Source organism: Amycolatopsis sp. NPDC034160 (assembly GCF_055575355.1).
In genome coordinates this window covers 852,048-865,215 of sequence record NZ_JBVISU010000001.1, presented here as the reverse complement: position 1 = coordinate 865,215, position 13,168 = coordinate 852,048, and the positions used below count along the sequence as shown (strand labels likewise).

11 protein-coding genes and 1 pseudogene are annotated in these 13,168 nt (G+C 68.0%); 5 read left to right on the top strand and 7 right to left on the bottom strand.

The window, feature by feature from the left end; translation table 11 throughout:
* Window positions 1-42 precede the first annotated feature (42 nt).
* Window positions 43-1,070 (top strand): annotated as a pseudogene (gene nicT, locus ACZ54P_RS04280) (Nickel transporter NicT).
* A 96-nt stretch (window positions 1,071-1,166) separates the two neighbouring features.
* Here nicT and ACZ54P_RS04275 read toward each other — a convergent pair.
* Window positions 1,167-2,336 carry an MFS transporter gene (locus ACZ54P_RS04275; protein WP_465460083.1) on the bottom strand — a complete coding sequence of 390 codons (1,170 nt, stop codon included), beginning with the start codon at window positions 2,334-2,336 and terminating at the stop codon, window positions 1,167-1,169.
* A gap of 51 nt (window positions 2,337-2,387) precedes the next feature.
* On the opposite strand from ACZ54P_RS04275, the gene ACZ54P_RS04270 reads away from it, so the two are divergent.
* Window positions 2,388-2,693, top strand: a complete 306-nt coding sequence (locus ACZ54P_RS04270) for an ArsR/SmtB family transcription factor (RefSeq protein WP_465460082.1) — start codon at window positions 2,388-2,390, stop codon at window positions 2,691-2,693.
* Here ACZ54P_RS04270 and ACZ54P_RS04265 read toward each other — a convergent pair.
* Complete coding sequence (locus ACZ54P_RS04265) at window positions 2,670-3,524, bottom strand: extracellular catalytic domain type 1 short-chain-length polyhydroxyalkanoate depolymerase (protein ID WP_465460081.1); 855 nt, start codon at window positions 3,522-3,524, stop codon at window positions 2,670-2,672. The genes ACZ54P_RS04270 and ACZ54P_RS04265 overlap by 24 nt on opposite strands.
* 119 nt (window positions 3,525-3,643) lie before the next feature.
* Here ACZ54P_RS04265 and ACZ54P_RS04260 point away from each other — a divergent pair, with 119 nt between their 5' ends.
* Window positions 3,644-4,915, top strand: coding sequence for a 3-hydroxybutyrate oligomer hydrolase family protein (locus tag ACZ54P_RS04260; RefSeq protein WP_465460080.1), 1,272 nt, complete (start codon window positions 3,644-3,646; stop codon window positions 4,913-4,915).
* A gap of 22 nt (window positions 4,916-4,937) precedes the next feature.
* Here ACZ54P_RS04260 and ACZ54P_RS04255 read toward each other — a convergent pair whose 3' ends face one another.
* The 5 genes from ACZ54P_RS04255 to ACZ54P_RS04235 form a co-directional block, all read right to left on the bottom strand.
* On the bottom strand, window positions 4,938-6,773 hold the full coding sequence (locus tag ACZ54P_RS04255; RefSeq protein ID WP_465460079.1) for a helix-turn-helix domain-containing protein: 1,836 nt from the start codon (window positions 6,771-6,773) through the stop codon (window positions 4,938-4,940).
* Window positions 6,770-8,086, bottom strand: coding sequence for an MFS transporter (locus ACZ54P_RS04250; protein ID WP_465460078.1), 1,317 nt, complete (start codon window positions 8,084-8,086; stop codon window positions 6,770-6,772). Before ACZ54P_RS04250 ends, ACZ54P_RS04255 begins: the two co-directional genes overlap by 4 nt.
* A gap of 23 nt (window positions 8,087-8,109) precedes the next feature.
* Window positions 8,110-8,868 carry a 3-hydroxybutyrate dehydrogenase gene (locus ACZ54P_RS04245; RefSeq protein ID WP_465460077.1) on the bottom strand — a complete coding sequence of 253 codons (759 nt, stop codon included), beginning with the start codon at window positions 8,866-8,868 and terminating at the stop codon, window positions 8,110-8,112.
* A 155-nt stretch (window positions 8,869-9,023) separates the two neighbouring features.
* Window positions 9,024-9,755, bottom strand: coding sequence for a Fic family protein (locus ACZ54P_RS04240; RefSeq protein WP_465460076.1), 732 nt, complete (start codon window positions 9,753-9,755; stop codon window positions 9,024-9,026).
* Window positions 9,752-10,249: a phosphoribosyltransferase gene (locus tag ACZ54P_RS04235; RefSeq protein ID WP_465460075.1), complete on the bottom strand. Its 498-nt coding sequence runs from the start codon at window positions 10,247-10,249 to the stop codon at window positions 9,752-9,754. Before ACZ54P_RS04235 ends, ACZ54P_RS04240 begins: the two co-directional genes overlap by 4 nt.
* Before the next feature lie 115 nt (window positions 10,250-10,364).
* On the opposite strand from ACZ54P_RS04235, the gene ACZ54P_RS04230 reads away from it, so the two are divergent.
* Complete coding sequence (locus ACZ54P_RS04230) at window positions 10,365-10,943, top strand: GNAT family N-acetyltransferase (protein WP_465460074.1); 579 nt, start codon at window positions 10,365-10,367, stop codon at window positions 10,941-10,943.
* 100 nt (window positions 10,944-11,043) lie between these two features.
* Window positions 11,044-13,014, top strand: a complete 1,971-nt coding sequence (acs, locus tag ACZ54P_RS04225) for an acetate--CoA ligase (RefSeq protein ID WP_465460073.1) — start codon at window positions 11,044-11,046, stop codon at window positions 13,012-13,014.
* Window positions 13,015-13,168 lie beyond the last annotated feature (154 nt).

Here is a 13,168-nt window from a genome sequence, read left to right as displayed (position 1 = left end):
CGCCTCGCACTCACGCGACGCGAACGGGCGTCCGTGGCCGGAATGGCCGGATTCATCCTGTTGCTCAACGTCGTGGGCTGGGGGTCCTGACGCTTTTCGTGGCGCCGCGCAACTATGAGCTCGGCGCCACGGGCGTTTTCGGGATCGGCCTCGGCGTGACCGCTTTCGTGCTCGGGACGCGGCACGCGTTCGACGCGGACCACATCGCGGCCATCGACAACACCACCCGCAAACTGATGGCCGAGGGCCAGCGGCCGCTTTCGGTGGGTTTTTGGTTCTCTCTAGGGCATTCGACGATCGTCTTCCTTTTGTGTCTGCTGCTGTCGCTCGGCGTCCGCGCGCTCGCCGGCGCCGTCGAGGACGACTCGTCGGCGTTGCACGAGGCGACCGGGCTGATCGGTACGTCCGTTTCGGCGGTGTTCCTGTACGTCATCGGGATCATGAATTTGGTGGTACTGGTCGGCATCGTGAAGGTGTTCCGGCGGATGCGGCGGGGCGAGTTCGACGAGGCAGCTCTGGAGCGGCAACTCGACAACCGCGGCTTCATGAACCGATTGCTCCGTGGCGCGACGAAGGCCGTGCGCAAGCCTTGGCACATCTACCCCATCGGCGTGTTGTTCGGCCTCGGCTTCGACACCGCGACCGAGATCAGCCTGCTGGTGCTCGCCGGCGGCGCGGCCGCGTTTTCCCTGCCCTGGTACGCGATTCTGGTGCTGCCGATCCTGTTCGCCGCGGGAATGACGCTGTTCGACACCGCTGATGGCTGCTTCATGAACTACGCGTACGGCTGGGCCTTCGCGAAGCCGGTGCGGAAGATCTACTACAACCTCACGGTGACGGCGCTTTCGGTCGCGGTCGCGCTGCTCATCGGGACGATCGAGGTCATCTCGATCATCACCGAACGATTCGGCATCACGACCGGACCACTCGCGGTGATCGGGGCGCTGAGTCTGGACTACGTCGGCTACGCGGTCGTAGCGCTCTTCGTGCTTACGTGGCTCTTCGCGCTCTTCGTATGGCGCTTCGCGCGGATCGAGGAGCGCTGGTCGGCCCGGGTTCCCGTCAAGTAGGCCCCTGACCTGCGACAAGAGAGCAAGGGACCTTTGCTATCGCTTACTTAGCGTACCAATGCTAACGATAGCAAAGGTCCCTTGCTATCACTTTGGTCAGGCGGGCTGGACCGCTCGCGTGCGCGAAGGGACCGAAAGCGCGAAGGCGAGTAGAGCGACGAAGGCGGCAACGGGACCAACCCACCAGACGCCTGCCGTCGACAGGACGACCCCGCCCAGCGCGGCACCGAGGGCACCGCCGCCGTAGATCGCGGAACCGTTGAGCCCCAAGGCGACCGTCGGCGCGTCCGGTGCCAGCGAGAACAGCCGATGCTGCTGCGGCACCATCAGCATTCCGCCGAAGACCCCCGAAGCCAGCGCGAGGACCAGCGAGCCGGGCAGGCTCAGCACCGCGACGTCCAGCAGTGCGAGCGTCACGACCGTGCCGATGAGCGAGATCGAGCGGACGCGTGCGGGGCCGAGTGAGTCGGTGGCCCGGCCCGCGAAGGCGTTGCCCACGATCTGCCCGATCCCGAAACCGACGAGCAGCCACGAGATCATCGCGCCCGCCGCCACCGGCGCGACCAGCACCGGCAGGTACACGAAGGCCGCGAAGCCCGCGGCGGTGCCGAGAAAGCTCACGCCGAGCACGCGCGCGATCGGCGGCCGTCCGACGACGGCGAGCCTGTCGCGCAACGACACCGTCGGCATCCGGACGCCCGGCAGAAGCGGCACGAGCAGCATCACGATCAGCGCCACCGCGCCGATCCCCCACATCACCGCGCGCCAGCCGAACCAGGTCCCGGCCAGCACCCCGATCGGCACACCGAGCACCATCGAAACGCTCATCCCGTTGGAGACCGTGGCCAGCGCGCGGCCGCGGCGTTCGTCCGACGCCAGCGCGCCGGCGAGAACGTAGGCGTTGGACTGGAACGCGGCGGCCCCGAGGGCGGCCAGCACACGTGCGACGGCGACCACGGCGAACGAGTCGCCGAGCGCCTGGCCGGCCATGCCGATCGTGAACAGCACCATCCCCGCGCCGAGCACCCAGCGCCGGTCGAACCGTCCGGTGAAGGCCGCGATGAGCGGCGAGGAGATCGCGTAGGTCACCGCGAAAACAGTGGTCAGCTGGCCCGCGACGGCTTCGGAAACGCGCAGGTCGGCGGCGATGGTGGGCAGCAGCCCGTTCATGACGAACCCATCCGTGCCGACGGTGAAGGTACCGACGGCGAGTATCAGAAGAGCCCCCAGAGCGAGCCGATCATTTGATGATCGTCGAATCGTCATGAGAGGTATAGTGGCCGCATTATTCGATGGCTGTCAAACAGTTGGAGCGAAGTGAGCAGCACGCTGCCGCAACCGGCGACCGACGAGATCCAGATCGTGCCGGTGCTCCAGGCGCTCGCGGATCCCGTGCGCCTGGAGCTGATCCGTGCCCTGCGAAGCAATCCTTCGCCGCGAAGCTGCGCCATCACCGAGTACGACGTCGAGATCAGCGCGCCGACGCTCTCCCACCATTGGAAGGTTTTGCGCGAGGCCGGTCTGACGACGACGTTCGTCGAAGGCCGGACCCGCTGGGTCGAACTACGGATCGCAGACATCCACAAGCGGTTTCCAGGGCTACTGGACGCCGTCCTCGCCTAGCCGCCACTTCGCCGCGAGTTCTCCCGCCGCGCACACGCCGACGTCGAGCAGGTACGGCCCCGCCTGACCGCAACCGGACCGTGGCGCGATCGGCTGACCGTGCCCCATCCCGGTGATCGCGTGCGTGTCGACGGCGGCACCGACGTCGGTCCACTGCTCGGAAAGCTCGCGCATGTTCATCGGGGCGACCGTGTAGTCCGCGGTCCCGTGCCAGACGCTGACGGGTGAACGCGAACCCGTGCCCGCGGCCCGCACCTTGTCGCCCCACTGCTTCGGCGTCAGGTCCTTGCCGGGACTCATGCACGAGTACGCGTCGATCATCGAAGTCGCGCAGCCGTAAGGCAAACCTGCCACGACACCGCCGCCCGAGAACAGTTCCGGATACGCGGCGAGCAGCACCGAGGTCATCGCCCCGCCCGCCGACAGGCCGGTCACGTAGGTCCGGCTCCCGGCCGCGAAGCGCGCCATCTGCGCGATCGATTCGGCTTCCCCGTACCCGCGCTTGATGTCGCCTGCCTGGAACCAGTTGAAGCACTTGTTGAAGTTGTTCGCCGAAACCTGTTCCGGCATGACGAGCTTGAATCGCAGGCGGTCCGCGAGCCCGATCCAGCCGGAGCCCCGTGCGTACCCGGCCGCGTCCTGAGTGCAGCCGTGCAGCACGACGACCACCGGGCGTCCGGACGGCAGCCCGTCGGGGACGTATTCGAACATCCGCAACGCACCGGGATTGCTCCCGAACCCGGTCACCGGGCGGATCGTCGCCGCCTGCGCCGGAGCCGGGAAGAGAAGGGCCAATGTCGAAACCACCGCGCCGATGAGGAGTTTTCGCATCACCCGAGACTAAAATCGCCACCCGCGGGATTTCCACGTGGCGGACCACCACAACGGCGGCCCGTTTTGTGTGGTCGCGCCGGGTACCGGCCCTCGAGAGCCCCGCTTATCGTCGGCCGATGCGGCTCATTCTGGTCCTCGCGATGATGCTGGCCCTGGCCAGCCCCGCCCAGGCGGCGAGCGGTTGCGGGAACGTGCGCGTTCCCGGCGCCGCGAAACAACAACTGTCCTGTTTGGACGATCTGACCACCACCGGCACCCTGGCCACCGGGCACACCGTCCAAGCCGATTGGGCGGGCCTGACGTCGGCCGGATTCCCCGTCCCCAAGGGCGTTTCCGGCATCCAGATCGACGGCTATTTCCCGGACACGTCGACGGGCAACACCACGCACGGCTGGAACCACGACGCGCAGTTCGTGCTGCGCCTGCCCGACCGGTGGAACGGCGGCCTCGTGGTCTCCGGTTCGCCCGGTGTACGACGGCAGTACGCGAACGACCGCGCGATCGGCGACCAGGTTCTCGCCGCGGGCTACGCGTTCGCCGCGACCGACAAGGGCAACACCGGAGCCGAATTCCACACCGACGGACGCCGCCCCGGCGACGCGCTCGCGGAGTGGAACTCACGGGTCACGCAGCTGACCGTCGCCGCGAAGGCGGCCGTGGCCCATCGTTACGGACGCCTGCCGAGCCGCACCCTCGCGGCAGGGATGTCGAACGGCGGTTACCTCGTCCGCTGGCAACTCGAGAACCGGCCGTGGCTCTACGACGGCGGGATCGACTGGGAAGGCACACTCTGGCACGAGGACGGCCCGAACCTGTTCACCTTCCTCCCGCCCGCGATCAAGGCTTACCCCGCCTACGCCGCCGGTTCCGAGGCAGCGCACCAAAAGATCCTCGACGCCGGGTTCGCGCCAGGCTCGGAGTTCTTGTGGCAGTACCACAACGACGTCTATTGGGGCTTGACGCAACGCATCTACCAGGCCGAATTCGATCCGGCGTTCACCGAGACCGACTACGACTACGCCGCCCGCCCGCCGTCGGTCCACCGCGCGGTCGAACGGATCTCGCTGACCGGCCGGATCGGCAAACCGCTGATCACCCTGCACGGCACCCTCGACACCCTGCTGCCGATCACCCGCGATTCCGACGTCTACCAGCGGATGATCGCCGACCAGGGCCGCGCCGGGCTGCAGCGGTACTTCCGGATCGTGGACGGGAACCACGTCGACGGCCTGTACGACGCGTACCCGGACAGGCTGCGTCCCATCGGTCCGTGTTTCCGGACGGCGTTCACCGCACTCGAAGGCTGGCTCGACGGCGTTGCGCCACCCGCCTCGGCGACGATCCCGCGCGCGAGCGGTGACCTCGCGACCACCTGCGCCCTTGGCTGATCCCACCGCGACCTCGACGAGGTCATCCGTTTCGGTCACTGGTGAGGCGGTGCAGCCTGAGCGCGAGCTGGAGTTCCAGCGCGCGCTCGGGCGCCTGCCACTCCTCGCCCAGCAGCGACGCGATGCGGTCCAGCCGCTGCACGACGGTGTTGACGTGCACGTGAAGCAGGTTTTTGGCGCGCGTCAGGTTGCCGCCGCAGGCGAAATACGCCCGGAGGGTGCCGATCAGATCCGTGCCACGGCGTGCGTCGTAGTCGAGCACCGGGCCGATCGTCGCCGTCACGTACGCGCCGAGATCGGCGTGTTCCCCCAAGAGCAGACCGACGAATCCGAGGTCGGCCATGCTCGCGCCCTCGCCGGCTCGACCGAGGGCCAGCAGCGACCCGACACACCGCGCGGCTTCGGCGTGCGCCTCGGCCAGCGCCCGCGGCGAGTCGGCAGGGCCCGCCGCGCCCACCGTCACCGGGCAGTCCATTGTGGACGCGAGTTCGGCGGCGACCGATCGGGCGAGCGCGCCGGGATCCGCACCCCGGACCAGCAGGACGACCTCGTCGGCGTGGACACCGACCAGCTCGGCGTGCCGGGCGGCGGCCATGGCCAGCCGGCGACGGGAGACGTCGTCGGAATGCGCGACCAGCACCGCATGAGATGTCGACAAATCGACCCCGAGTCGACGTCCTCGCGCCAGCAACGCCGCGGGATTGCGGCCGGGCGCGGTGAGTAGATCCGACAGCAGCTCCCCGCGCACCTCGTCCTCGGCGCGAGCCACGGAACGCCGTTGCATCAGCAGCACCGCGGTGACCACGCCCGCTCGCTCGAACAGCCGTCGATCCGCCTCACCCAGCGACGGTCCACCGCCCAGCACCAGGCTGCCGAGGAATTCCTGTCCCGCCTGGACCGCGCACAGCCAACCGTCCTCAGTGGACACCGCACGTCCGCTCGCCCTGGACGCCGAGACGGCGGCTCGCGAAAGGGTCGAGTCCCCACCGGTCCGGGCAAGGACGGCGCCATCGGCGTCGTAAACGGCGATGGCCCCGCCGAGCACGTCCGCGACCGCGGCGGCGACCTCGGCCAGATCGCCGCCGCGCAGCACGAGATCCATCAGCCGGTCGTGCGCGTCCTCGGCGCGGCGCATCGCGTCGTTGTGCGCGCTGATGGTCGCGTTGGCGGCGTTCAGTTCGGCGACCGCGCGACGCGTCTCGTCGAGCAGATGCGCGTTGTCCAGCGCGATCGCCGCGTGGTCGGCCAGTGACGACAGCAGCGCGACCTCTTCCGGGCTGAACTCCCGCGTGGTCCGGTCCGAGGCGAACAGGACGCCGATGACCTTGCTCCCGATCGCCAGCGGCACCCCGAGGATCGCCGTCAGTCCCTCGTCGCGCACGCCGGTGTCGATCGACGATGTGTGGTGGAACCGCTTGTCGTCGAAGTAATCCGCCGTCGCGTACGGCCGCGCGGTCTGCGCGACCAGCCCGCCGAGCCCCTCGCCCATGCCCAGCACGATGTCCTGGAACAGCGCGGAAACCGACCCGTCGGTCACGCGGACGTAGGTGTTGCCCTCGGTCTCGTCGTTGAGGCTGAGATACGAGACGTCCACGCCGAGCAACGCCCGCGCCCGCCGGACGATCGACCGCAGGACGGCGTCCGGATCGTCCAGCCGCGCGAGGTCGCTCGCCGTGTCGAACAGTGCGGCCAGCTCCGCCTCACGCCGCCGATGCTCGGCGACGGTGTCCCGGATCCGCAACGCCAGCTCGATGGCCTTCGGATCGACCGGGACGTGCGCCAGCTGCTCGCTGCCCGCCCCGGAGGCGAGCAGTTCGAGCAGCCGGCGCAACTGCGAGGAACCGTCCACAGCGGTCATGCTGGCACGTGACCGCGCTCCGGGAGAACTTCGGAGTGCAGGGACTGACCCTTGGTCTCACGAGCCGCGAGCAGCGCGATGACGGTCAGCACGCACATCGAGACGACGTAGAGCGAGACCGGGATCGTGCTGCCGAACTCGCGGAACAAGGCGACCGCGATGAGCGGCGCCACCGCACCCGCCGCGATCGACGACAGTTGCCCGCCGACCGAGAGGCCGGTGTAGCGGACATGCGTCGGGAACTGTTCGGAGAAGAACGCGGCCTGCGGCCCGTACATCGCGCCGTGCAATACCAGCCCGACGGTCGTCGCGAGAATGATGACGCCGGAATTCTTCGTGTCGAGCATCGCGAAGAACGCGAAACTCCACACCGCCATGCCGATCGCGCCGAACAGATAGACCGGACGCCGTCCGATCCGGTCGGAAAGAATGCCCCACAAGGGAATGGACACGAAATGCACGGCCGAGCCGATGAGTACCGCGTTGAGCCCCGCCGATTTCGGCAGATTCAACCCGGTGGTGACGTAAACCAGGATGAACGCGGTGATCACGTAGTACGAAACGTTCTCCGCCATCCGCGAGCCGATCGTGATCAGCACCGCGCGCCAGCTCTTCCGGAACACCTCGACGACCGGGGCGTGCGTGGTCTTGTGATTCTTCTGCGCGGCAAGGAACACCGGGGATTCGCTGACCGCGAGCCGGATCCACAGCCCGATCACCACGAGTACGCCGGAAAGCAGGAACGGGATCCGCCAGCCCCAGCTGAGGAAGGCCTCATCCGACTGCGTCGCGGCGAGCACCGCGAGGACCGCCGTCGCGAGCAGGTTTCCGCCCGGGGCACCGCACTGCGGCCACGACGCCCAGAACCCGCGGCGTTTGTCGTCGCCGTGTTCGGAGACGATCAGGACCGCGCCACCCCATTCGCCGCCGAGCGCGAAACCCTGCACCAACCGCAACAGCGTCAGCAGGATCGGCGCCAGGACACCGACGGCGGCGTACGTCGGGAGGATGCCCATCGCGCAGGTCGAACCGCCCATCAGCAGCAGGCTCAGCACCAGCAGCTTCTTGCGGCCGACGCGGTCACCGAAGTGGCCGAACACCAGCCCGCCGACCGGCCTGGCGAGGAATCCGACGGCGTAGGTGAGGAACGCGAGCAGCGTGCCGATCAACGGATCGTTGGAGGGAAAGAACAATTCGCCGAACACCAGCGCCGCGGCGGAGGTGTAGAGGAAGAAGTCGTACCACTCGATCGTCGTGCCGATCAGGCTGGCGCTGACGACCTTCGCGATCGAGCCGCGGTTCTGCGTGGTCACCGGGGGCTTCCTTTCTTGGGGGTTCACGCGGCGGTCCAGCCGCCGTCGAGGGGGATCGAGGTACCGGTGACATGGGCGGCGTGGTCGCCGGACAGCCAGAGCACGCACGCGGCGACGTCGGCCGGTTCGATCAGCCGCTTGATCGCCGAACGGCGCAACAGGACCTGTTCGATGACGGCGTCGCGTTCGAGACCGTGTTCTTCGGCCTGCGCCTGGAGCTGTCCGGTGACCAGCGGCGTCCGGACGTAACCGGGGCTGACGCAGTTGCTGGTCACGCCGTGTTCCGCGCCTTCGAGCGCGGTGACCTTGGAGAGGCCTTCGAGGGCGTGCTTCGCGGTGACGTACGCGGATTTGAACGGGCTCGCGCGGAGGCCGTGGACGCTGGACATGTTGACGACGCGCCCCCAGCCGCGTTCGTACATGCTCGGCAGCACGCGGCGGATGAGCAGGAAGGGCGCGGTGACCATGAGCGTCTGGAGCCGGACGAACATCTCCGGCGGGAACTCGTGGATGGGCGCGATGTGCTGGAAACCGGCGTTGTTGACGAGGATGTCGATCTCGGCCGGGAGGGTCTCGATGGCTTGGTCGTCGGTGAGGTCGATGACGTGCGCGATGCCGTTGACGTCGGCCGCGGCCTTCTCGACGGCGTCGTCGATGTCGACGAGATGGACCTTGGCCCCGGCTTCGGCGAGCGCCTCGGCGCAGGCCAGGCCGATGCCGCTCGCCGCCCCCGTGACCAGCGCCGACTTCCCGGCCAGCTCGCTGTGATACGCACCACTCATGCCCGACGACATTAGGTCGCCGGGGGCACTCAAGCCATGTGGCTACGCACTACACCTGCACGAGGTCTCGTGTGCGCTCCCCACACCCATGCATTTCGTCCTCTCAATGCGGTAGTTGCCCACGCAAGTACCGCGTTTAGAGGACGAAATGCGGGTCAGCCGGCGGCGTCCGAGATCGACTTCGCCTCGCGGGCACCGGCTTCGAACGCTTCGCAGGAGAAGAGCAGCCAAGCCCGGACGCCCTCCGGAGTTCCTTCAGCGAAGGCCGAAGCGGCTTCGAGGTACTTCGGCACGCGTCGGAAGTACGCGACCTCGGGAACAGTCAGCGCCTTCGGATCCAGCCCCGTCGCCACCGCCGAAAGCCGGGCCGCCGCCCGCGCGACGACCCCGTCCGCGGAGCCGAAAGGCCGCAGTGCCAACAGTTCCCCGTGTACGACCGCGGTCAGCACCGGTCCTGGCACCGACGTCGCGCCGGTGACCAGTTGCGCCAGCATCTCCAGCCGCGGCCCGACGTCGGCGGACGAGCGCGGCCGTCCCAGCGCGTCGAGGTCCGACACCAGATCCGACGCGGCGAGCACGTGCAGCCTCGCCAACGCCTGCAACGGCGCGCGCCGCCATGCCGGGAGCAGTCCCTCCAACGCTTCCGCGACCCGCAACGCGCCCGTCAGTACCGGATCGGTCACCTCGCCGGATTCCGGCAGTTCGGGCGTGGCGCCTTCGATACCGGCCGATGCCCGCGCCGCCCGCACGGACGCTTCGGAGGCCGTCGCCGCGCCGCCGCGAAGGTTGGCGGGCAGCCGGTGGACGGCGAACACCGCGTCCTGAGCCGATTTCGAGGCCGCCGCGACGCCTTCGAGGTCCAGCAGCGGCTTCAAGGGATCCGTCATGCGTCCAGCACCTGTCCGGCGCGCCGCACCACGGGCGCCTGCACCGACCACGGGAAGTTGATCCACAGATCCGTGTGCTTCCAGACGTACTCGCATTTGACCTCGGAGCGCGGCTTCTCGTAGACGACCGCGCAGCGCACCTCGGCGACGTGGTCGGCGCAGAAGTCGCGGACCAGCTTCAACGTCGCACCGGTGTCCGCGACGTCGTCGGCGACGAGCACCTTCTTCTTCGTCAGGTCGACGACGTTCGGCACCGGCGGCAGCATCACCGGCAGGTCGAGACGCTGATCGACGCCGGTGTAGAACTCGACGTTCATCACGTGCAGGTTCTTCACGTCCAGCGCGTAGCCGAGCGCGCCGGCGACGAACAGCCCGCCGCGCGCGATCGACAGGATCAGGTCCGGTTCGAAGCCGTCGTCGGCCACGGCCTGCGCCAGATCCCTGCTGGCCGACCCGAACAACTCCCAGGTGAGCTCTTCCCGCTCCTCGGCCATGCCGCCTCGCCTTCTCGATCGTTCCCGCGAGCATAGGCAACGACCTAGTGGCCTTCTCGAATGCTTCGAAACTGGCTATCCAGTAAGGCCATTAGCTGGTCGTACCGTCAAGCTCGTGAACGACTGGAACGACCACGCGACCCTGGTCGGCGAACGCGTCCGTCTCGAACCGCTCACCCGTGACCACGCGAAGGGCCTGTTCGAAGCCGGGGCCGACCCGGCGATCTGGACCTGGCTCAGTCTCCGGCGCCCGGAGGACCTCCCCGCGGCCGAAGCGATGGTCGAGGACATCCTCGCCGACCCGGATCGCCGCACCTGGGCACAGATCGACGCGCGCACGGGCGAGGTCGCGGGCACGACGTCGTTCTACGCGCTGAACGCGCGCCACCGGATCCTGTCCATCGGCCACACCTGGATCGGTTCCGCTTGGCAGCGGACCGGATTCAACCGAGAAGCGAAACTCCTGTTGCTGCGCCACGCTTTCGACGGCCTCGGCGCCAACCGCGTCGCGTGGGAGACCGACATCCGCAACCTGAAGTCGCAACGCGCGATCGAACGCCTCGGCGCGCAACGGGAAGGCATCCTGCGCGCGCACCGCGTCCGGCCGGACGGAACCATCCGCGACACCGTCGTCTACTCCCTCACCGGACCAGAATGGCCTGCGGTCCGTACCGCTTTGTCCTCAAGCGTGTGAACACCGCGCGCAGCCGCGATGCAACCTTTTACTTCGCGTCGTAACGTCGATAGCGTGCCAACGGGCGTGAAGACACGCGAATCACAGGAGGCATCGCACCATGACCGAGCAGTCGCCGGCGCTGGACAATTTGCTCACGGAGAGCAGGACCTTCCCCCCGAGTGAGACCTTCAGCGCGCAAGCGAATGCCACCGCCGACTTCTACGCCGAAGCCGACGCCGACCGGGAAGCGTTTTGGGCCAAGCAGGCGGAGCGCCTCCACTGGGACACGAAGTGGTCACAGGTACTGGACTGGACCAATGCGCCGTTCGCGAAGTGGTTCGTGGGCGGCAAGCTGAACGTCGCCTACAACTGCGTCGACCGCCACGTCGCGGACGGTCACGGTGAGCAGGTCGCGATCCACTGGGTCGGCGAGCCCGGTGACAGCCGCGACATCACCTACGCGCAACTGAAGGACGAGGTTTCCAAGGCCGCGAACGCTTTCGAGTCCCTCGGGATCACTTCGGGCGAGAGGGTCGCCATCCAGATGCCGATGGTCCCCGAAGCGATCTTCGCGATGCTCGCGTGTGCCCGTATCGGCGCTCTGCACAGTGTCGTCTTCGGTGGTTTTTCCCCGACAGCACTGCGTTCCCGTGTGGACGACCAGGCGGCGAAGGTCGTCATCACCACCGACGGCCAGTACCGCCGCGGCAAAGCCGCCCCGATGAAGGTGAACGTCGACGAAGCGCTCGAAGGCGCCGAATCGGTCGAGAAGGTCATCGTCGTCCGCCGCACCGGCGACGAGGTGCCCATCACCGAAGGCCGCGACCTCTGGTGGCACGAGCTGGTCGACGGCCAGTCCGCGGAGCACGCGCCGCAGGCGTTCGACTCCGAGCACCCGCTCTTCATCCTCTACACCTCCGGTACCACCGGGAAGCCGAAGGGCATCCTGCACACCTCCGGCGGGTACCTGACCCAGGCGGCGTACACGCACCACAACGTCTTCGACCACAAGGCGGGCGAGGACGTCTACTGGTGCACCGCCGACATCGGCTGGATCACCGGGCACACCTACATCGTGTACGGGCCGCTGGCGAACCGGACGACCCAGGTCGTCTACGAAGGCACGCCGAACACCCCGCACGAGGGCCGCCACTGGGAGATCGTGCAGCAGCACAAGGTCTCCATCTACTACACGGCGCCCACGCTGATCCGCACGTTCATGAAGTGGGGCAACGAGATCCCGCAGAAGTACGACCTCTCATCGCTGCGCGTGCTCGGCAGCGTCGGCGAGCCGATCAACCCCGAAGCGTGGATCTGGTACCGCGAGAACGTCGGCGCGAACTCCGCGCCGATCGTCGACACCTGGTGGCAGACCGAGACCGGTGGGATCATGATCTCGCCGCTGCCGGGCGTCACCGCCACGAAGCCGGGTTCGGCGCAGAAGGCGCTGCCGGGCATCTCGGCGAAGGTCGTCGACGACCAGGGCGTCGAGGTCGGCAAGGGTGGCGGCGGCTACCTGGTGCTCGACAAGCCGTGGCCGGGGATGTTGCGCGGCATCTGGGGCGACGAGGATCGTTTCCGCGAGACGTACTGGTCGCGCTTCGCTGACCAGGGCTACTACTTCGCCGGTGACGGCGCGAAGTACGACGCCGACGGCGACATCTGGCTGCTGGGCCGCGTCGACGACGTGATGAACGTGTCCGGGCACCGCATCTCGACCACCGAGGTCGAGTCCGCGCTGGTCTCGCACCCGACGGTCGCCGAGGCCGCCGTCGTCGGCGCGACCGACCCCACCACCGGACAGGGCATCGTCGCGTTCGTCATCCTGCGCGGCAACGCGGTGGACGGCGGCGACAAGGCCGTGCAGGAGCTGCGCGACCACGTCGCCAAGGAGATCGGACCGATCGCGAAGCCGCGGCAGATCCTGGTCGTGCAGGAGCTGCCGAAGACGCGGTCCGGCAAGATCATGCGCCGCCTGCTGCGCGATGTCGCCGAGAACCGCCAGGTCGGCGACGTCACCACGCTGGCCGACTCGTCGGTGATGGACCTGATCTCTTCAGGTCTGAAGTCGGGCAAGACCGAGGAGTAGCCCTCCGCGCGCGCCATGAAAGGTCCTTTCCTTGCAAATTTTGCAAGGAAAGGACCTTTCATGGCGTCCGACACGCCTTAGCACACCCCAGCGCGCCTCACTCGAACGCCTGTTCTAGGATGTGCCGGGTACCACCCCATACCCGGGCAAGGAG